This is a genomic window from Pseudomonas sp. B21-035, from assembly GCF_024748945.1.
In the GTDB taxonomy this organism is placed as follows: Bacteria; Pseudomonadota; Gammaproteobacteria; order Pseudomonadales; family Pseudomonadaceae; genus Aquipseudomonas.
In genome coordinates, this window is record NZ_CP087179.1 from 2,114,205 (window position 1) to 2,133,616 (window position 19,412).

Below are 19,412 nucleotides of genomic sequence, written 5' to 3' on the forward strand. Positions count from 1 at the left end.
CTTCATACTGCAACGAGGATTTCCATGCGCCTGATTCGCATGCTGTTGGTTTCCGCTATGGCCCTGTCCAGCGCTTCGGCAATTGCCGCCGAGGCCGATGCGGCGCGCCTGACCCAGTTGCTGGACAAGTCCAAAACCATTAGCGCCAATTTCTCCCAGCTGACCCTCGATGGCACCGGCACCCAGTTGCAGGAAACCACCGGGCAGATGGCCGTGCAGCGCCCGGGCCTGTTCTACTGGCACACCGACGCGCCACAGGAGCAGGTGGTAGTCTCGGACGGCAAGAACGTCACATTGTGGGACCCTGACCTGGAACAGGCTACCATCAAGAAACTTGACCAGCGTTTGACCGAAACCCCGGCACTGCTGCTGTCCGGTGACGTCTCGAAGATCAGTCAGAGCTTCGACATCACCTCCAAGGAGCAGGGCGAGGTCATGGATTTCGTACTCAAGCCGAAAACCAAGGACACCCTGTTCGACTCGCTGCGCCTGTCGTTCCGTCGTGGCCTGGTCAATGACATGCAACTGATCGACAGCGTCGGCCAGCGCACCAACATCCTGTTCACCGGGGTGAAGGCCAACGAGCAGATCCCGGCCAGCAAGTTCAAGTTCGACGTGCCCAAGGGCGCTGATGTGATCAAAGAGTAAGAGGTCAAGCCGCCGTTCATGGACCTGTTTCGTAGCGACCCCGTAGCCCAGCCCCTGGCCGCGCGCCTGCGCCCGGCCAAGCTGGACGAGTACGTTGGCCAGGAGCACCTGCTGGCCCGCGGCAAGCCGCTGCGCGAGGCACTGGAAGCGGGCGCGCTGCACTCGATGATCTTCTGGGGCCCGCCCGGGGTCGGCAAGACCACCCTGGCGCGGCTGCTGGCGCAGTTCTGCGACGCCCACTTCGAGACCGTTTCGGCGGTGTTGGCCGGGGTCAAGGAAATCCGCCACGCGGTGGACATCGCCAAGCAGCAGGCGGGGCAGTACGGGCGCCGGACGATTCTGTTCGTCGATGAAGTGCACCGCTTCAACAAGTCCCAGCAAGATGCCTTTCTGCCCTATGTGGAAGACGGCACGCTGATCTTCATCGGCGCCACCACCGAGAACCCCTCGTTCGAGCTCAACAACGCGCTGCTGTCGCGGGCGCGGGTGTATGTGCTCAAAAGCCTCGATGAAGCGGCGCTGCGCAAGCTGGTCAACCGCGCCCTGACTGAAGAGCGCGGCCTGGGCAAGCGCCAGTTGCGGGTCGGCGACGAAGCCTTCCAGATGCTCATGGCCGCCGCCGATGGCGATGGCCGGCGCATGCTCAACTTTCTTGAAAACGCCTCGGACCTGGCCGAAGACGGCGGCGAAATCGGCGTCGAGCTGCTGCAGAGCCTGCTCGGCGACAGCCGCCGGCGTTTCGACAAGGGCGGCGAAGCCTTCTATGACCAGATCTCGGCGCTGCACAAATCAGTGCGCGGCTCCAACCCCGACGGCGCCCTGTACTGGTTCGCGCGCATGCTCGATGGCGGCTGCGACCCGCTGTACATCGCCCGCCGCGTGGTGCGCATGGCCAGCGAAGACATTGGCAACGCCGACCCCCGCGCCCTGAGCCTGTGCCTGGCGGCCTGGGACGTGCAGGAGCGCCTGGGCAGCCCCGAAGGCGAGCTGGCGGTGGCCCAGGCCATTACCTACCTTGCCTGCGCACCGAAGAGCAACGCAGTGTACATGGGCTTCAAGACCGCCCTGCGCGAAGCCAGCGAGCACGGCTCGCTGGAAGTGCCGCTGCACCTGCGCAACGCGCCCACAAAACTGATGAAGCAACTGGGCTATGGCGATGAATACCGCTACGCCCACGACGAGCCGGATGCCTACGCTGCCGGTGAGGACTACTTCCCCGACAACCTCGCGCCGCGCCACTATTACCAACCGGTGCCGCGCGGCCTGGAACTGAAGATCGGCGAGAAGCTCAGGCACCTGGCCGAACTCGACCGCAACAGCCCGCGGCAGCGGAGAAAACCATGATTGCGCTGATCGCCGCGGTCAGCGCCGGCGGCATCGCCGGTACCTTGCTGCGCTTTGCCACGGCCAATTGGGTCAACGCACACTGGCCACGCCACTTCTATCTCGGTACGCTGGCGGTCAATCTGCTCGGCTGCCTGCTGATCGGCTTGCTCTACGGGCTGTTTTTGCATCGCCCGCTGGTGCCGGTCGAGCTGCGCGCGGGCCTGATCGTCGGCTTTCTCGGCGGTCTGACAACCTTTTCATCCTTTTCACTGGACACCGTGCGCCTGCTCGAAAGCGGGCAGGCGCCGCTGGCCTTCGGGTATGCCGGAGCCAGCGTATTGGGCGGGCTGCTCGCTACCTGGGCCGGCCTGTCTTTGACCAAATTCTGAACCAACGAGAGAACGATATGCTCGATTCCAAACTGTTACGCGGCCAACTTCAGGAAGTGGCGGACCGCCTGGCCTCCCGTGGCTTCAGCCTGGATGTCGCGCGCATCGAGGCCCTGGAAGAACGCCGCAAGGTGGTGCAGACCCGTACCGAACAACTGCAAGCCGAGCGTAACGCCCGTTCCAAATCCATCGGCCAGGCCAAGGCCAAGGGCGAAGACATCGCCCCGCTGATGGCGGACGTCGAGCGCATGGCAGGTGAACTTGCCAGCGGCAAGGTCGAGCTGGACGGCATCCAGGCCGAACTGGATGGCATCCTGCTGGGCATTCCCAACCTGCCGGATGACAGCGTGCCGGTCGGCGCCGATGAAGACCACAACGTCGAAGTGCGTCGTTGGGGCACCCCGCGCGCCTTCGACTTCGAGATCAAGGACCACGTGGCGCTCGGCGAGCTGACCGGCGGCCTGGACTTCGAAACCGCGGCCAAGCTGTCGGGCGCCCGTTTTGCCCTGTTGCGCGGCCCGATCGCGCGCCTGCACCGCGCCCTGGCGCAGTTCATGATCAACCTGCACACCAGCGAGCACGGCTACGAAGAAGCCTACACCCCGTACCTGGTCCAGGCTCCGGCGCTGCAAGGCACCGGCCAGTTGCCCAAGTTCGAGGAAGACCTGTTCAAGATCAGCCGCGACGGCGAAGCCGACTTCTACCTGATCCCGACTGCCGAAGTGTCGCTGACCAACATCGTGGCCGGCGAGATCCTCGACGCCAAGCAACTGCCGATCAAGTTCGTCGCCCACACCCCGTGCTTCCGTAGCGAAGCCGGTGCTTCGGGCCGCGACACCCGCGGTATGATCCGCCAGCACCAGTTCGACAAGGTCGAAATGGTACAGATCGTCGAGCCGGGCAAATCCATGGAAGCCCTCGAAGGCCTGACCGCCAACGCCGAACGCGTCCTGCAGGCCCTGGAGCTGCCATACCGGGTTCTGGCGCTGTGCACCGGCGACATGGGCTTCAGCGCGGTGAAAACCTACGACCTGGAAGTCTGGGTGCCAAGCCAGGACAAGTACCGCGAAATCTCCTCGTGCTCCAACTGTGGCGATTTCCAGGCCCGGCGCATGCAGGCGCGCTGGCGCAATCCGGAAACCGGCAAGCCGGAACTGGTGCACACCCTCAACGGTTCGGGCCTGGCAGTTGGTCGGACCCTGGTGGCGGTGCTCGAGAACTACCAGCAGGCCGACGGTTCGATCCGCGTGCCAGAAGTGCTCAAGCCGTACATGGGTGGCCTGGAGGTCATCGGTTAAATGGAATTCCTGCCGCTGTTCCACAAACTGCGCGGCAGCCGTGTGCTGATCGTCGGCGCAGGCGAGATTGCCCTGCGCAAATCGCGTCTGCTGGCCGACGCCGGGGCTGTACTGCGGGTCGTGGCGCCCGAGATCGAAGCGCAACTGGCCGAGCTTGCCCGGCACAGCGGTGGTGAAATCCTCAGCCGTGGTTACCAGCCTGGCGACCTCGACGGTTGCCAGCTGATCATTGCCGCCACCGACGACCAGGCGCTCAACGCCCAGGTCTCGGCCGATGCCCAGCAGCGCTGCGTACCGGTCAACGTGGTCGATGCACCGGCGCTGTGTTCGGTGATCTTCCCGGCTATTGTCGACCGCTCGCCATTGGTGGTTGCGGTGTCCAGCGGCGGCGATGCGCCGGTGCTGGCGCGGCTGATCCGGGCCAAGCTGGAAACCTGGATTCCCGCCGCCTATGGCGAGCTGGCCGGCCTTGGCGCGCGCTTTCGGCACAAGGTCAAGGCTCTGTACCCGGACGTCAATCAGCGTCGCGGTTTCTGGGAAGATGTCTTCCAGGGCCCGATCGCCGAGCGGCAACTGGCCGGGCAGGGCGCTGAAGCCGAGCGCCTGCTGCAAGCCAAGATCGACGGTGCCACTTACCAGGCGCCGGGTGAGGTGTACCTGGTCGGCGCTGGCCCCGGTGACCCGGACCTGCTGACCTTCCGCGCCTTGCGCCTGATGCAGCAAGCCGACGTGGTGCTCTACGATCGCCTGGTCGCTCCGGCGATCATCGAGCTGTGCCGCCGTGATGCCGAGCGTATCTACGTCGGCAAGCGCCGCGCCGACCACGCCGTGCCGCAAGCGCAGATCAACCAGCAACTGGTCGACCTGGCGCGTCAGGGCAAGCGGGTGCTGCGTCTGAAGGGCGGCGATCCGTTCATCTTCGGCCGTGGCGGCGAAGAGATCGAGGAGCTGGCGGCCCAGGGCATTCCGTTCCAGGTGGTGCCGGGGATTACCGCGGCCAGCGGCTGCTCGGCCTATGCCGGCATCCCGCTGACCCACCGCGATTATGCGCAGTCGGTGCGTTTCGTCACTGGTCACCTCAAGGACGGTACCAGCGACCTGCCCTGGCACGACCTGGTGGCACCGGCGCAGACCTTGGTGTTCTACATGGGCCTGGTGGGCCTGCCGACCATCTGTGCCGAGTTGATTCGTCACGGGCGGGCGGCCGATACCCCGGCGGCCCTGGTGCAGCAGGGCACCACGCCGAACCAGCGGGTGTTCACCGGCACCCTGGCCGACTTGCCCAAGCTTGTGGCCGAGCATGAAGTGCATGCACCGACCCTGGTGATCGTCGGCGAAGTCGTACAGCTGCGCGAGAAACTGGCCTGGTTCGAAGGCGCCCAGCCGTAGCCGCATCGCGGGTCAAGTCGGATCGCCGCACCGCCGCTCCTACAGGTTTTGTGGGAGCGGCGGTGCGACGCCTCGACTTGCCCCGCGATGAATCCACCCTTATTCCCCGGCCTTGCGCCAAATCCCTCGCCCCACCAGCCGCTCCCGGTCATGCCCCAGCTCAAAATCCTGCAACGGCCCCTTGGGCACAATCCCGTTTGGATTGATGGTCTTGTGGCTCATGTAGTAATGCTTCTGGATATGCTCGAAATTCACCGTCTCGGCGATCCCCGGCCACTGGTACAGCTCCCGTAGCCAGTTCGACAGGTTCGGGTAATCGGCAATGCACCGCAGGTTGCACTTGAAGTGCCCGTGGTACACCGCGTCAAAGCGAATCAGCGTGGTGAACAGCCTCCAGTCGGCCTCGGTCAGGTATTCCCCGGCCAGATAGCGCTGGGTGCCCAGCAGCCGCTCCAGATGATCCAGCTCGGCAAACACCTCGTCAAAGGCCTGCTCGTAGGCCGCCTGCGAAGTAGCGAAGCCTGCCCGGTATACGCCGTTGTTGATCGCCGGGTAAATCCGTTCGTTGAGTGCGCCGATCTGCTCGCGCAAGGGTTCGGGATACAGGTCCAGGCGATTGCCGGTCAGCTCGTCGAACGCCGAGTTGAAGATGCGGATGATCTCTGCCGATTCGTTGTTGACGATGCGCTGCTCGTGTTTGTCCCACAGCACCGGCACCGTGACCCGGCCGCTGTAGTGTGGGTCGTCGCGGGTGTAGCGCTGGTGCAGGAAATCCAGGTGCTCAAGCTTGTCGCCGGTCGAGCCCTTGTTCTGGTCAAAAGTCCAGCCATGCTCGGCCATCAGCCAACTGACCACCGATACATCGATCAGGCTCTCAAGGCCCTTGAGCTTGCGAAAGATCAGGGTGCGGTGGGCCCAGGGGCAAGCCAGCGACACGTACAGGTGATAACGCCCGGCTTCGGCGCCGGGCAGGGCGTTGCGCCGCTGCGCGCTTTCGCGCTGGAAGGCGCCGTCTTTGCTGCTTTCATACCACTGGTCGTGCCAGCGTCCGTCGATCAACAGGCCCATGCTGAGCTCCTTGGCGATTCGTTCTGATATAGAACCCAGTGTACGGAGCTGGGTTCGAACGAATAGCGCAAAGTCCGGGCCTGTTTGATCGGCTCAGTCGATCAGTTGCGCTGATCCCAATAGCGTTGGGCCTGGGCGAAGGCTTCCTCGCGGCAATGACCCAGGCCGCGCAAGGCCAGGGCCATGGTTGCGACCACGGCCAGTTCGCCATAGCTATTCTGCTCATCACCGCGCCACACGGCCAGCAACTGCTCGGGCTCCAGGCTCGCCGGTTTGACATGACGCTGGGCGGCCAGGGCCGGCCATTCCTCATCCCAGTCGATGCCATTGGCGGTGCCATACAGGTGGCTGCTGGTGTCCGGGTTGATCTCGATCTCGCCGCCATCACCCTTGACCACGATTGCCGTATCGCCGAGCAGGCGGCTGGCTTCGCGGTGCACTGCCTGGTAGCCGGGGTGGAAGATGCTCTGCAGGCCGCAGCGGGCGTTCAACGGGTTGAGCACCCGGGCCAGGGAGTGAATCGGCGAACGCAGGCCCAGGGTGTTGCGCAGGTCAATCATCCGTTGCAGGCGCGGGGCCCAGTCTTGCAGCGGGATGAACGCAAGCTTGTGGCTGTCCAGCGCTTCAGACACTGCATTCCAGTCCCGGCACAGCGGAATCTGCAGCAGCGCCAGCACTTGCTCGGTGTACAGCCGCCCGGCGGTGTGCGCGCCGCCGCCGTGCAGGAGGATGCGCACGCCATTGGCCGCCAGGCACTTGGCAGCCAGCAGGTACCAGGGCAGGTGGCGTTTTTTGCCGGCGTAACTTGGCCAGTCGAGATCAACCTCAATCGGCGGCGCTTGCAGGCGCTGGCGCAGGGCCTCAGTGAAGCCAGCCAGCTCTTCGGGGCTTTCTTCCTTGTGGCGCAGCAGCATCAGAAAGGCGCCGAGCTGGGTTTCCTCGACCTTGCCATCGAGCAGCATGCCCATGGCCTCGCGGGCTTCCTCGCGGCTCAGGCCACGGGCGCCGCGCTTGCCCTTGCCAAGGATGCGCACGAACTGGGCAAACGGGTGTTCGGCCGGGGTTTCGGTGATCAACGGGCTGTGTTCGGTCATATGCAATTGGTCGGCTTCGGCAGGCCCGCAAGTTTCGCGGCGAGTTTGGCGGGGGTGCCCTTGAACAGGCGGTTCAGGTGCAGGCTGTTGCCTTTGTCCGCGCCCAGCTTGAGCGCGGTGTACTTGATCAGCGGGCGGGTGGCCGGCGACAGCTCGAACTCCTGGTAGAAGTCGCGCAACAGGTTCAGCACTTCCCAGTGTTCGGCGGTCAGCTCAAGCTCTTCATGGGCGGCGAGGGCGCTGGCGACCTCTTCGGACCAATCACCCAGCTCGAGCAGGTAGCCGTCTTTATCCAGGGCGATGTTGCGCTCGCCGACAGTCAGGGTACTCATAGCCAGCTGTTGACCTTGTCATAGTGCAGCGACAGCTCGACGAAGGCCGGGTAGTCGATGGCCTTGGCCAGCTCGCTGACGGCGATGGCACGGGCTTGCAGGTCTTCGTCCAGGGCGAACAGGCGCCCGTCCAGCTGGCTCGCCTGCAGGCTGCGCAGCGGCGCGCTGCCGGGTTGCAGGGCATACACCGCATCACCGCACAGCAACAGGCCGTCGGCGCTGCCGAGCAGGCGCAGGCAGCTGCTCAGGCGGTTATCGCCAAATGGCGAGTGGGAAATCACGTGCAAGGTGCTCATCAGAGGGTCACCACCTGGTCGAAACGGTCGATCAACGCCGCAAGCGCGGCGTCATCCAGCACCTGCACTGGCAGGCTCAGGGCATCGGCAGCAAGGCCGCGCTCTTGCAGGCAGCTAGCGGCGGCAAACAGTTCCTCGACGCCAAACATCGGCAGGGCCTGCAGGTTGGCCGCCAGGTTCTTCTGCTGCAGCTGGGCCGGTTGTTGGCCGGGGGCGAGCTGGAACACGCCATCATCGAGAAACAGCATGCCCAGCGGCAAATCGAAGGCACCGCCGGCCAGGGCGATATCCAGCGCCTCGCGGGCGGACGGCCCGGCCCAGGGTGCCTGGCGGCTGATAATCAGCAAGGACTTGGCCATTTCAATCGCCTCCAAAGCACATCAGCCGATCGGCGCCTTGCGCCGCTTCATGCAACTGGCCCAGCCCCGACAACTCCCACGGCGCCGGCAGGTTGACCGCCGGGCGCTGGTAGCGCTGGGCTTCCTCGGCGTTGAGCACGCCACGGCGCAGGGCGGCGGCGATACACACCACGGCATCGAGCTGCTGCGCGCTGACAAAAGCGCGCCACTCGGCGGGCAGGTCCAGTTCATCCTGGGGCGCCACGACATTGCCCGAGGCGCTGTGCACACCGTCTTGATAGAAAAACAGCCGGACAATCTCATGCCCGCCGGCAACCGCCGCCTGGGCAAAACGCAGGGCGCGGCGCGAGGAGGGCGCATGGGCCGGAGAAAAAACCGCAATGGCGAACTTCATGGAAGGCTCTTTCAGCAAATCTGCGGGAATGATAAAGCAAAAAGCCCGCTCCTGTTGGAGCGGGCTTGACCCACGATGGGGGCAACCTCAATCTCAGGCCTTGTCTTTAGGCTCCGGCAAGAACCAGTTCAGCACCAGGGCACAAATCCCCCCGGTGGCCACCCCCGACTCCAGCACATTACGCAGCGCCGACGGCATATGCGCGAGGAACTCCGGCACCTGCGCCACGCCCAGGCCCAGCGCCAGCGACACGGCAATGATCAGCAGCGCGCGACGGTCCAGGCTGATGCTGGCAAGGATATTGATTCCCGAAGCCGCCACCGCGCCGAACATCACCATCGCCGCCCCCCCGAGCACCGGCTCCGGCACCGCCTGGATCACCCCGGCCACGCTCGGGAACAGGCCAAGAATCACCAGCATCGCCGCAATCCATACGCCAATATGGCGGCTGGCAATGCCGGTCAGCTGAATCACGCCATTGTTCTGGGCAAAGATCGAGCTCGGGAAGGTATTGAACACCCCGGCCAGCAACGAGTTGGCGCCGTTGACCAGCACCCCGCCCTTGATCCGCTGCATCCACAGCGGGCCTTCCACCGGCTGGCGCGAGACCTTGCTGGTCGCGGTCACATCACCAATGGCTTCCAGCGATGTAACCAGGTAAATCACCAGCATCGGAATAAACAGCGCCCAAGAGAAGCCCAGGCCGAAATGCAGGGGTACCGGCACCTGGAACAGCGCGGCTTCGTGCATGCCGGTGAAATTCAGGCGGCCCAGGTAGCCGGCCAGGGCATAGCCCACGGCCAGGGCGATAACGATGGCGCAGCTGCGCATCCACACCACCGGAATACGGTTGAGAATGACGATGATCGCCAGCACCACGCCCGACAGCAGCAGGTTCTCGCCATTGGCAAAGGTACCGTTGCTCATCGCCGCAAAGCCGCCACCCATGCTGATCAGGCCGACCTTGATCAGGGTCAGGCCGATCATCAGCACGACGATCCCGGTCACCAGCGGAGTGATCAGGCGTTTGACGAACGGCAGAATGCGCGAAATGCCCATTTCCACGAACGAACCGGCAATCACCACACCAAAAATCGCCGCCATCACGCCTTCAACCGGCGTGCCTTGCTTGACCATCAGCGCGCCACCGGCGATCAACGGCCCGACAAAGTTGAAACTGGTGCCCTGCACAATCAACAGCCCGGCGCCGAACGGCCCGAAGCGGCGGCACTGCACGAAGGTAGCGATCCCCGAAATCACCAGCGACATCGACACAATCAGGTTGGTATCACGGGCCGAAACCCCCAGCGCCTGGCAGATCAGCAGGCCAGGGGTGACGATCGGCACAATGATCGCCAGCAGATGCTGCAATGCCGCCAGCATCGCAATCAACGGCCGCGGCCGGTCTTCAAGGCCGAGGACCAGTTCATTGGCCTGCGCGGGTGCGCCGGGTCCTTGCTCGATTGAACTCATGGGAGTGCTGCCCCGGAAGAAAAAAGGAGCGCATTCTACGGGGCCGCACTCGTTTACGGTAGTGCGGGAGCTGGCTTTGCCAGCGATGCAAGGCAAAGCCTTGGCAAACCCCGGCCACAAAAAAGCCCGCCGAAGCGGGCTTTCTCTTAAAACATCACACCAACAACCAATCAGTCATCGCGACCCATCAGGCCGAACAGCTGCAGCAGGCTGACGAACAGGTTGTAGATCGATACATACAGGCTGATGGTCGCCATGATGTAGTTACGCTCGCCACCGTGGATGATCGCGCTGGTCTGGAACAGGATGCATACCGACGAGAACAGCACGAAACCGGCGCTGATCGCCAGTTGCAGGCCGCTGATCTGGAAGAAGAAGCTGGCAACCACGGCACCCAGCAGAACGAAGAAGCCTGCAGTGATGAAGCCGCTGAGGAAGCTCATGTCCTTGCGGGAGATCAGCACATAGGCCGACAGACCACCGAACACCAGGGCGGTCATGGCAAATGCCGAGCTGACCACCTCGGCGCCACCGGCCATACCCAGGTAACGGTTGAGGATAGGGCCGAGCAAAAAGCCCATGAAGCCGGTGAGGGCGAAGGTAGACACCAGGCCCCAGACCGAATCACGCAGCTTGTTGGTGAGGAAGAACAGGCCATAGAAGCCGATCAGCACCACGAAAATGTTCGGGTAGCCGACGCGCATCTGCTGCGCCACGTAGGCCATGACGCCACTGAAGGCGAGGGTGATAGCCAGCAACCCGTATGTGTTACGCAGGACGCGGCTGACCTCCTGCTGCTCGACCTGCTGGCCGTGATTGACGGCGTAATCCTGTTCGCGCATGGCGACACTCCTGTGGGTTTGAAACGTTCAGATGCAAAGATCATAACAGAGCCGCGCAAAGCAGCCACATAGAGAGTTTGACAGCTTGTTTCATTTCGGTATTATGGCGCCCGCAATACGAGGAAGCGTGGCCGAGTGGTTTAAGGCAACGGTCTTGAAAACCGTCGATGGGCAACTATCCTAGAGTTCGAATCTCTACGCTTCCGCCATCTTCAAAGCCCTGATTATTCAGGGCTTTTTGCGTTTCTGAGGGTCGAAAAATAGGGCCTCGGGAACACGCTTGGGAATATCGCTTCCAATTCGGCTTGGAATCGCTTCGAAGACGTTCACTATTTTGCCTTCTGTGTGCGCGCCCCCTTCTCCGAAATCATGTCCGTTTCGTTTAGACCAACCTAGCCGGGGTGGCGCGCTTCGTTGAAGTGGGTAATATGCTTCGCTTCCTTCTAGGCGGGAGAGCGGTCATGCGCCAAAGGCTGCAGCAGCTTCGAGAGTGGCTCACACCGCGTAGGCGGCTATGGATGGGCATAGCTCTGATTACAGTCACTATCGCTGTGCCAATTGTCAGTCCAGGAACCACCGTCAGTTGGCTTATCGGACCTGCGAGCGTTTTCTTCGTGGGTGCCTTTATGCCCGCTACGAACGGAAAATGATAAGGCGCTGGCGGGCATCCGGCAGATGGTTTTGGCGGTACCTTGGAATGTGAGTTTACCGGAATGGCAACTGCCTCGAGTCTGTCACCAGAACGGGCTGAATAAAGCCTTCGATGTCACCAGCCAGCCACGATTGTTCTGTTCTTGATAAGTAAAACTTAACGGCTGCGCCCGATTCGTCGGTCGACGCTACTGCGATCAATGTCTGCTGTGGATACTGTGTGCGCCACTGCTGAAACACTGCGTTGATCAACAGCAAGGCCTGTGCAAGATTATCGCCTGTGAGGTAGTTGAATTGACCCAGCATTCAACGCTTGTCTCGTCCGGGCGGAGCGATCGCTGAACAGTTCCAAGTCTTTTCTTGAAAGCGGCGTGAATCGCCTAACGCTACCACTGAAGGCAACTGGCCGATCATCGCTAGAAGGGAACGATTTGCCTCGCAGCATCACCCCGGACTCGCTAGGATGGGCTGAATTCGTATTTTTGCCAGGCGATGAGTAGATGTTCCAAGACTTAAAAAACAATTCCCCGCACAGCAACATGCTAAGCAAACTCCAGCCTGTTGCCTCATCAATGCTTGCCCACCTGATCGAATGCTATCCGTCTCTTCCTTCGGACTACAGCGCCTTCCTGAAGGAATTCGGAAGCGGAGCGGTAGGTGCGGAGCAGCCGCTGTTCATTTTGTATGACGGTCTGCTGGCACCGGATGAAATTTACGATGCTCAAAGCGCCACTGCGCTGGACGGGATTCTGTTGTTCGGCGATGACATGCAGGGCTACTGCGCAGGCTTTGATACCGACAACGCCTGGGAGGTAGTCGAGATTGATCCGCTCGATGGGCAGGCGCATGTAGTTGCCGCCAGTTTTCAGGAGTACTTGTGGGACATGTTGGATTAGCGGCGAGTCCGCCGTAACCTTTGTCCTATTCAAGCGCGAGCGTTGGCGAGAAGCCGATAGCGAACAAAGCGCACGCCATCCAAACAAACTTCCCCATCCGGCTGAAACCCTAACCAAAGCATCCCCTTGACCCGCGTTCTGCTAGGCGCAAGCAAAACGGTAACCGATTCCAGCCCAATCTCCTCAAAGGCTCGCCGAAGGATTTCAGCAAAAATCGCTCTGCCATGGCCCCAGTAATCTGGATGTAAAACCAGCGCCAGGTCCGCATCATCCTCGGTTAACTGCAGACCACCCCAGCCGGCAAACTTCTGATTCACCAAGAAAGCCCACGGGCCATAGCCATTAACCTGCCACTGCGACTCTTTCTCGGCGACCCACGCTGCGCATTTGGCTTCGTCAAAGTCGGGGCGGCCCAAAGGCATGTGGCGCAAGACCCGCGAGTTGTTGTTGAGCTCAATGATGTCGGCGCTGCTGATTTCACAGAGTCGCTTGAATTGCAGGTCCATGCTTTGCCTTTTCCGCAATGTTTGATGCGCGGGTTTGCACTCGCGCAGGCCAACCAATCTAGCCGGCGGGCTTGAAACTAGCAGCCCCTTTCGCAAGCTCAACAGCAGCAGTAATCGCTGCTCGCGCTTGCGGGCTGTTCTTCCAGCAGGTCGAGCCCAGTGCCGCTGAGGCCTGAGCCAGTATGTCACTGACATCCGCCTTGCCCAGTTCTGCCAGCGATTCAATCCCCATCTGTTCGAGCCGGGTAATGACAGTTGGGCCGACGCCCTTGAGGGCGAGCAATGCAGCGCGTTCGTTCGGTAAGAAGGGCATTTGCGAAATCCTTTTCTGGGTAGTCTGGGGTATGTTCAGGTATAGAAACACCGCAACTTGGCTTGAGTCGATGCACAGACCTGTGCCCGAAACTTCGCATCGTCCGAATTCCAGCACAACGCGTAGCCATAACAATTGGGCACGTGGTTGGCAATTTCATACGCCCGCCATTGTGTCATTGCCCGGCCATCCAGTGTATCTGGCGTGTACTCAAGTAACCAGGCAACAGCATTGATGAACTGCCCATGGGAGAACACTGCAATGTCCTGGGCAGGATGTGCGGCAAGTTGTTCCAGGAATGCCTTCGCCCGAGCCACGAAGTCCAGAAACGACTCTGCTCCGGCACCATCCCTGAATGCCGGGTCCGATCTGGCCCAGTACGCTTCAACCCAGTTGCGACGTTGGGCCACTGTCGTGTCGGTACAGCGCGCAGGTTCAAGGTAGGTGAACTCTTGCACAGCCCAGGTTTCGAGCGGCACGGCAGGGAAGGCGGTGGCCGTTGCCTTGGCGGTCGCTTGGGCTCGGAAGAATGGCGAGGCAACAATTAATTGCGGCGCCTGGGTGAACGAATGGGCCACCCGCTGCGCTTGTTCGATTCCCTTTTGAGTAAGGGCAATGCTCGCATGATCGCGACTGGCTTGGCCTGCGTTGGCAGCGCTTTCGCCGTGGCGAATCAGCTTGATGTGCTTCATTGACGACCTGTCTTTTCAACGTGAGTGTTGATTGTCCTGTTGCGCAGCATAACGGCAATCTGGTTTAAGATGGTGCATCATGGCTGACTGCCATGCAGCCATAAAACAAGGAGGTTTGACATGAGCAACCCAAGCAAAAAGCCTTTCATCCTGGCCGGCGCGCCACTGATTGCCATGGGCTCGGGCTTCATTGCCGTGGGGTTATCCGGGCAACCTGCATTTGCTTACACCGGTCTGGGCTTGTTAATACCCGGCATCGTACTGGTTGCGATCGAATTCTATTCGAGACGTCGACGGGCTTGAGTGAGCCGCGACAGCATTCGAAGATAAGGATATCCGTGCAAAACCCACAACCGACCGACCCCGCTGAACGCCCTGCAGCAAACCCGCCCTATACATTGATGAACTGGTCGATCAAGGCGCGCCTGATTGCGCCCAGGGACCTGCGCAATGGCATCCTGGCGATGACCATCGCAGTGCTCGGGGCGGCCGGTATGTTCAGTTGGCTGGGCGCCGACAAGTGGGTCTACGGGCTATGCGCGATGATGTACGTCCTGATGCTGCTGTTATTAACGGTCAGAACCCACCTTTCATTCCAGCTCACCCGCGACGGCATAACCATCAGCAAGTACGTGTGCTCCGATCGCGCCGCCAGGACCACCATCGTCGTGGTTGTGGTAATCGAGGCGCTGTTGATGCTCTGGCTGGCGGTCGCAACCGGCACCTGGTGGCTGTTGCTGACGCCGCTGTTTATCGCTTATATCCTGTTCACTCGCGAGATGGTGCCGCCTTCGCCCGAAGCCTGTGCGAAACATGAACATGGCCCCGGGTGGGAGCAATATCGCTACCTGACCATCGACCGCAAGCGCCGGATCCTGGTCCCGCATATCAGTAACCTGTCCATCGGCTTCGAACTGCGCCTGCCCGACATAGCGATGTTCGAACAGTGCCTGGCGCTGTTGCGTGAGCTGTTACCTGCCGAGGTTGAGTATCTGGAGCGGGATTGGGAATTTGCGTGATCTGTAGCGGGGCGGTTCAAACAGCCGCTCAAATGAACCCCTCAAAAAAACAATCCCCGAATACCGGGGATTATTTTTACGTGGCGCTAAGCAACTTATTGCTTCCCCGTTCCCTCCGGCAACGCATAAGCAATGATGTAGTCGCCAACATCCGGCGAATGGCTCATGCCGCCCGCCGAGATCACCACATATTGCCGGCCGGTGGCCGGCGACTGGTAGATCAACGGCGCTGCTACAGCACCGACCGGCAGGCGGGCTTTCCACACTTCTTTACCGGTGGCCGAATCGAGCGCGCGCAGGTAGTAATCCTGGGTGCCGGCAAAGAACACCAGGCCGGACGCCGTTGAGGTCGGGCCGCCAAGGGTCGGCATGCCCAGCGGGATCGGCAGGTGGGTTTTGATCCCCAGTGGGCCGGTGTCCTGGACAGTGCCCAGCGGCACTTGCCAGACCAGTTTCTGGGTATTCAGGTCGATGGCGCTCATGCTGCCGAACGGCGGGCTGTTGCACGGTACGCCCAGGGGGGATTGCAGAATATCGATTTTCACCCCGCCATAGATGCCGGCAACTTGTGGGCGAATGGTGCCCATGAAGCCAGGCACTTCATCGGTCGAGACTTTGAACTTCTTGGTGTTTTCCTTGGTGACCAGGGCCATGCGCAGTGGCACGCGCATGTCGTTGACGAACATCATGCCGGTGTTTTCGTCGATGGAAATACCACCCCAGTTCATGCCGCCCAACAGGCCCGGCCATTCGATGTAGGGTTTTTCGGTTGGCGGGGTAAAGGGGCCGACGTAGACGGAGTCCTTGAACATGATGCGGCAGTACAGTTGGTCGAAGGTGCTCACGCCCCACATGGACTTTTCAGTCAGTGGCTCGGCACCAATCACCGGCATGCCCACCGAGTGCGGTTGGGTGGGCGCCAGGTGCTCGCCTTCTGCAGCCGGTGCAGTCGGCACCGGGCGCTCCTGCACTTCGGTAACCGGCTGGCCGGTGCGGCGGTCCAGTACGAAGATGTTGCCGGTTTTACTGGTCTGGATCAGCACCGGGGTTTTTTCGCCCTGGGCATTCTTGATGTCGTACAGCACCGGCTGCGATGGCAGGTCGTAGTCCCACACGTCGTGGTGAACGGTCTGGTAAACCCATTTCGCTTTGCCGGTCGAGGCATCGACGGCAACCACGGCCGAGCCGTACTTCTCCTTGGCCTGGTTGCGGTCGCCACCCCAATAGTCGGGCGGGCCGTTGCCGGTTGGCAGGTAGACCAGGTTCAGTTCCTTGTCGAAAGTCGGAACGGTCCAGACGTTAGGGGTTTCCAGCGTGAAGGCGTGATCGGCGGCGGTGGTATCCGCATCCTCAGGCGCGCCGATATCCCAGGCCCACACCAGCGCACCGGTGAGTACGTCAAAGGCCCGCACCGCGCCGGAAGGTTCTTTGCCGACGATGTCGCGGACCCAGCCACCGACCACAGTGAGGTGGCCCATGACCACCGGCAGGGAGGTCGGGTGATAGCGCTTGCTGTTCTCGGTCGGGCCCATGCCTTTTTTCAGGTCGACGAAGCCGTTGTCGCCAAAGTTCGGGCACAGGCTGCCGGTGTGCGCATCGAGGGCAAACAAGCGCGCATCGACAGACGACACCAGAATGCGCTGACGGCATTGTTGCTGAGCGTTGTAGGAGGCTTTGACCTCAGTGCTCAGGCTGTCGTCCTTGTCGATGTCGTAATAGCCCACGCCGCGGCAGGTGACGTGCTCTGCACTGCTGGCGTGCGGGTCGAATTTCCAGATCGGCTTGCCGCTGTCGCCGTCGAGGGCGGTGATCAGGTTTTCCGGGGTGCACGAATACAGCACGTTGCCGATCTGCAGCGGGGTGTTTTCGTCGACACCGGCGCCATTGCCGGTGGTCCTGCGGCCGGTGCGGTAGATCCACGCCACTTGCAGGTCCTTGACGTTGTCTGCGGTGATCTGGCTGAACGGCGCAAAGCGCGTGCCGGATGCACTGCGGCCAAAGAACTCCCAGTTTTCGGGTGCGGAGGCGGGCGCTTTGGGCGCGGGCGCACCGCTGCTGGCGACCGGGTTGGAGATCGCGCCGTGCGGATAGAACGCAGCAACGAAGGTTGCGATCAGCGCCGCAAACACGACAAAACCGCTGCCGTTGGCCAGGCGCCTAGTGTTCGCAGAGGTACCTGGGAACGCAGCACCGACCCACAGGCTCAGGGTCAGGATAATTGCCGGAACCACCAGGCGCGGCAGCAGTTGCCAGTAACTAAACTGGCCCACTTCGTAAAATGCCCAGGCACAGGTTGCAAGGGCGATAATCACGGAAAGGGTAATGCCACTGCGTTTGCGCCAGAAAAACAGTGCCGCCAGCAGTAAGTAGGCAAGGCCGGCGATCAAGTAATAAGTTGATCCTCCCAGTATCACCAGCTTGAGGCCGCCATATAGCAACGCCAGCGATATCACTAGAACCAGCAGGGAAAACAGCACGCTCGCGGTCGTGGCAAACTTCCGGGTTTGCGTTCGAGGGGCATCCGTCATTGTTTATACGTTCCGTTAGTCATAGGCATTGCACGCACGCAGTGCGCAAGGCTCAGGGGGAATTAAGTTGGCAGCATCAACGCCTGATGGGCAGCGCTGGTCAGCTGGGAAGCGGGGCAGGGGCTTGGCCTGGAAACTGATTTCAGTTTAGGCCGAGGGTGTTTGCGGATAAACGCCCGGGGCTGAGAAGCTTTATTGGTGAAACAGTAACAATGGCGTTTGCCGCACAAGCAATAAGCGCTAATGGCGGTTATCATCCGCGCCCGCAGGTGTACTGCGGATGTCTTGGTCAAGGAGCAGGCTTGTAATGAGTCGAAGTGCGGCAGGGAAGCTGATGGTGGGTGCGGGTATCGGGTTGTGTGCACTGCTCGCTGTGGCCTTGTTCAAGGAGCCCAGGGTGGTGCTGGCACAGTTGCAGTTCCAGGGCGGTGCCCATCCTCGCGGTGACGCCGGGCAAGTGCACGAGGTTTACCGCCAGGCCGTCGAGCAGCTGTTGGCCACCCAGCACATCGATACGCAACGGCTGCAGATCGAACTCGATCCCCAGCACAGTGACACCCTTGTGCTGCGCGGCCCTGAGCCTGCCCTGAGCGCCGCGCAACGCCAGGCCCTGGCCGGCCAGTTCGATACCATCCTGCAGGCGCGCAAGGCGGTGGTCTCCAGCGTGCAATTGCAGCTGGACTACAGTCAGGCCAAGCGCCTGAATGCAGCGGGGAGGGAAATCGGCCCGGCGCCTGCCAACGTCGTCGCGATGGGGCGCAAGGTCATACCGCTGTGGTTCGACTTGCCCTACGAAACGAGCCTCGATACCCGCATCAGCGACAGCGAGCGGCGCCATGCCTTTGCCGGTAGCCGCACGGTCAAGGCCGAGGTGAGCTGCCAGCTCGACAGTTTCGTGCAGAGCGCCTTGCCGTTCGTCATTACCGGCTTCAAGGCCGATAGCGCGCAACTGGAAGGCGGCATGGACATTCTCACCCACGACAAGATGACCCTGCGCGTGCCTGCCAGCCTGTACTTTGACGACCGTGACTTGCGCGAGCGCCTCGAGGCGGGAGGGCTGAAGGTCAGCATGGGAAGCCAGATGTCCTACGGCAAGTTTCGCTCGACCTGGCTGACCATTGAGTTCGGATCACTCGGCGAGCACCCCTACCAGCCCTTTGATATGGCCGACGCCGGGCGCCAGGGCCTGCGCGAGATGTGTGGCGACTACGCGTATCAGGCCGGGCGGCCGTTTTCGTTCTACTACGGGGTAGGGCTGGACCGACTGCAAAAGGTCAGTTTTGCACCGCAGGTCGATGCTCGATGATCTAACCTCCTGTATCACGCAGAGCCACAAATGAATGGCGCACGGGAGCAATCGTATGGGCAGTGGATCACAGGCCACCGAGCAAAAATTTCCGTTTCCCAAAGAAGTCGTGCTCGAAGCGCTAGGCGAAGTCCTGCCGAACCTGGGGCTGCAAGCCACGCACGTCGACATGTTCATCGGCAGAATCGATGTGTCGGCGGGCATGTCGGCGTTTTCCTGGGGCGAACGGGTGACCATCGTAGTTGATGATCTGGAGCCGGGCGTTTGCGTTGTAAGAATCGAGTCGTCCTTGAAGGTCGGGGCGAACCTTCCTGGCAATCATCGGCACCATAAAAATTTCTCCAGGATCATTTATGCGCTGAGTGATTACCTTCAGCTCGGGGAGAAAGGAGAGAGAAAATCGAACCGGGCAGTTCTGGATCAACAACTAAGTCGTCGCAGCGAAGCTGCGTCCAGGGTGACGTCGATAGTGTGGGTGTGCCTGATAGCGGGAGTGGTTTCATTTTTCTGGTTTAGTTGAGAGCACTGAGTAAACCAGACTGCCGTGATAGAATTCGCCGCGCTTTACCCACCGTGTCATTGAAAGGACTCAG

23 protein-coding genes and 1 tRNA gene are annotated in these 19,412 nt (G+C 61.4%); 11 read left to right on the forward strand and 13 right to left on the reverse strand.

All coding sequences use genetic code 11. From position 1 onward, the window contains the following. Positions 1-24: 24 nt before the first annotated feature. From lolA to cysG, 5 genes are read left to right on the forward strand one after another with little or no spacing between them, the layout of a single operon-like run. Entirely contained in the window at positions 25-648 is a 624-nt protein-coding gene (gene lolA / locus LOY22_RS09690) for an outer membrane lipoprotein chaperone LolA (protein ID WP_045201404.1), read from the forward strand. Between the two features lie 18 nt (positions 649-666). Further along, positions 667-1,992, forward strand: coding sequence for a replication-associated recombination protein A (locus LOY22_RS09695; protein WP_258597230.1), 1,326 nt, complete (start codon positions 667-669; stop codon positions 1,990-1,992). After that, complete coding sequence (crcB, locus tag LOY22_RS09700) at positions 1,989-2,363, forward strand: fluoride efflux transporter CrcB (RefSeq protein WP_045201406.1); 375 nt, start codon at positions 1,989-1,991, stop codon at positions 2,361-2,363. The genes LOY22_RS09695 and crcB overlap by 4 nt, the downstream gene beginning before the upstream one ends. A gap of 17 nt (positions 2,364-2,380) precedes the next feature. Next, positions 2,381-3,661 (forward strand): serine--tRNA ligase, encoded by a 1,281-nt coding sequence (serS, locus tag LOY22_RS09705; RefSeq protein ID WP_045201407.1) that lies wholly within the window; start codon positions 2,381-2,383, stop codon positions 3,659-3,661. After that, positions 3,662-5,050 carry a siroheme synthase CysG gene (cysG, locus tag LOY22_RS09710; RefSeq protein ID WP_093384891.1) on the forward strand — a complete coding sequence of 463 codons (1,389 nt, stop codon included), beginning with the start codon at positions 3,662-3,664 and terminating at the stop codon, positions 5,048-5,050. 99 nt (positions 5,051-5,149) lie between these two features. On the opposite strand, the gene LOY22_RS09715 is transcribed toward cysG, so the two are convergent. The 8 genes from LOY22_RS09715 to LOY22_RS09750 all read right to left on the reverse strand — a co-directional run bounded on the left by LOY22_RS09715 (position 5,150) and on the right by LOY22_RS09750 (position 10,908). Next, the gene (locus LOY22_RS09715; protein WP_258597233.1) at positions 5,150-6,118 is read right to left on the reverse strand and encodes a glutathione S-transferase family protein; all 969 of its coding nucleotides are present in this window, start codon (positions 6,116-6,118) and stop codon (positions 5,150-5,152) included. 101 nt (positions 6,119-6,219) lie between these two features. After that, positions 6,220-7,212 (reverse strand): glycosyl transferase family protein, encoded by a 993-nt coding sequence (locus LOY22_RS09720; RefSeq protein ID WP_195883512.1) that lies wholly within the window; start codon positions 7,210-7,212, stop codon positions 6,220-6,222. Further along, positions 7,209-7,544 (reverse strand): TusE/DsrC/DsvC family sulfur relay protein, encoded by a 336-nt coding sequence (locus tag LOY22_RS09725; RefSeq protein ID WP_258597235.1) that lies wholly within the window; start codon positions 7,542-7,544, stop codon positions 7,209-7,211. Before LOY22_RS09725 ends, LOY22_RS09720 begins: the two co-directional genes overlap by 4 nt. Next, positions 7,541-7,840 (reverse strand): sulfurtransferase complex subunit TusB, encoded by a 300-nt coding sequence (gene tusB, locus LOY22_RS09730; RefSeq protein WP_258597237.1) that lies wholly within the window; start codon positions 7,838-7,840, stop codon positions 7,541-7,543. Before tusB ends, LOY22_RS09725 begins: the two co-directional genes overlap by 4 nt. Then, the gene (gene tusC, locus LOY22_RS09735; RefSeq protein WP_045201413.1) at positions 7,840-8,199 is read right to left on the reverse strand and encodes a sulfurtransferase complex subunit TusC; all 360 of its coding nucleotides are present in this window, start codon (positions 8,197-8,199) and stop codon (positions 7,840-7,842) included. The genes tusB and tusC overlap by 1 nt, the downstream gene beginning before the upstream one ends. Before the next feature lies 1 nt (position 8,200). After that, positions 8,201-8,593 (reverse strand): sulfurtransferase complex subunit TusD, encoded by a 393-nt coding sequence (tusD, locus tag LOY22_RS09740; protein ID WP_258597239.1) that lies wholly within the window; start codon positions 8,591-8,593, stop codon positions 8,201-8,203. Positions 8,594-8,686: 93 nt separating this feature from the next. Then, positions 8,687-10,066, reverse strand: a complete 1,380-nt coding sequence (locus tag LOY22_RS09745; RefSeq protein WP_038996017.1) for a nucleobase:cation symporter-2 family protein — start codon at positions 10,064-10,066, stop codon at positions 8,687-8,689. Between the two features lie 170 nt (positions 10,067-10,236). Further along, positions 10,237-10,908, reverse strand: a complete 672-nt coding sequence (locus tag LOY22_RS09750) for a Bax inhibitor-1/YccA family protein (RefSeq protein ID WP_045201416.1) — start codon at positions 10,906-10,908, stop codon at positions 10,237-10,239. 121 nt (positions 10,909-11,029) lie between these two features. Here LOY22_RS09750 and LOY22_RS09755 point away from each other — a divergent pair. Next, positions 11,030-11,117: transfer RNA gene (locus LOY22_RS09755), tRNA-Ser, on the forward strand. A 496-nt stretch (positions 11,118-11,613) separates the two neighbouring features. On the opposite strand, the gene LOY22_RS09760 is transcribed toward LOY22_RS09755, so the two are convergent. Beyond that, the gene (locus LOY22_RS09760; protein WP_093384870.1) at positions 11,614-11,865 is read right to left on the reverse strand and encodes a hypothetical protein; all 252 of its coding nucleotides are present in this window, start codon (positions 11,863-11,865) and stop codon (positions 11,614-11,616) included. Between the two features lie 194 nt (positions 11,866-12,059). Here LOY22_RS09760 and LOY22_RS09765 point away from each other — a divergent pair, with 194 nt between their 5' ends. After that, positions 12,060-12,455, forward strand: a complete 396-nt coding sequence (locus tag LOY22_RS09765; RefSeq protein WP_258597241.1) for an SMI1/KNR4 family protein — start codon at positions 12,060-12,062, stop codon at positions 12,453-12,455. 29 nt (positions 12,456-12,484) lie between these two features. On the opposite strand, the gene LOY22_RS09770 is transcribed toward LOY22_RS09765, so the two are convergent. The 3 genes from LOY22_RS09770 to LOY22_RS09780 are packed head-to-tail and all read right to left on the reverse strand — an operon-like array spanning position 12,485 to position 13,966. Beyond that, a complete protein-coding gene (locus LOY22_RS09770) occupies positions 12,485-12,961 on the reverse strand; it encodes a GNAT family N-acetyltransferase (protein WP_258597242.1) in 477 nt (158 codons plus the stop codon). A gap of 58 nt (positions 12,962-13,019) precedes the next feature. After that, positions 13,020-13,274 carry a helix-hairpin-helix domain-containing protein gene (locus LOY22_RS09775; protein WP_213601853.1) on the reverse strand — a complete coding sequence of 85 codons (255 nt, stop codon included), beginning with the start codon at positions 13,272-13,274 and terminating at the stop codon, positions 13,020-13,022. 35 nt (positions 13,275-13,309) lie between these two features. Then, the gene (locus LOY22_RS09780; RefSeq protein WP_213601851.1) at positions 13,310-13,966 is read right to left on the reverse strand and encodes a histidine phosphatase family protein; all 657 of its coding nucleotides are present in this window, start codon (positions 13,964-13,966) and stop codon (positions 13,310-13,312) included. A 120-nt stretch (positions 13,967-14,086) separates the two neighbouring features. Between LOY22_RS09780 and LOY22_RS09785 the strand changes: the two genes are divergently transcribed. Beyond that, complete coding sequence (locus tag LOY22_RS09785) at positions 14,087-14,269, forward strand: hypothetical protein (RefSeq protein ID WP_045201655.1); 183 nt, start codon at positions 14,087-14,089, stop codon at positions 14,267-14,269. A 35-nt stretch (positions 14,270-14,304) separates the two neighbouring features. Beyond that, a complete protein-coding gene (locus tag LOY22_RS09790; RefSeq protein WP_258597243.1) occupies positions 14,305-14,985 on the forward strand; it encodes a hypothetical protein in 681 nt (226 codons plus the stop codon). 95 nt (positions 14,986-15,080) lie between these two features. On the opposite strand, the gene LOY22_RS09795 is transcribed toward LOY22_RS09790, so the two are convergent. Next, entirely contained in the window at positions 15,081-17,513 is a 2,433-nt protein-coding gene (locus tag LOY22_RS09795; RefSeq protein ID WP_258597245.1) for a membrane-bound PQQ-dependent dehydrogenase, glucose/quinate/shikimate family, read from the reverse strand. A 307-nt stretch (positions 17,514-17,820) separates the two neighbouring features. Here LOY22_RS09795 and LOY22_RS09800 point away from each other — a divergent pair, with 307 nt between their 5' ends. Both LOY22_RS09800 and LOY22_RS09805 read left to right on the forward strand, forming a co-directional pair. Continuing rightward, positions 17,821-18,819 carry a hypothetical protein gene (locus LOY22_RS09800; RefSeq protein ID WP_258597247.1) on the forward strand — a complete coding sequence of 333 codons (999 nt, stop codon included), beginning with the start codon at positions 17,821-17,823 and terminating at the stop codon, positions 18,817-18,819. Positions 18,820-18,874: 55 nt separating this feature from the next. Continuing rightward, positions 18,875-19,339, forward strand: a complete 465-nt coding sequence (locus LOY22_RS09805; RefSeq protein WP_052676574.1) for a hypothetical protein — start codon at positions 18,875-18,877, stop codon at positions 19,337-19,339. Positions 19,340-19,412 lie beyond the last annotated feature (73 nt).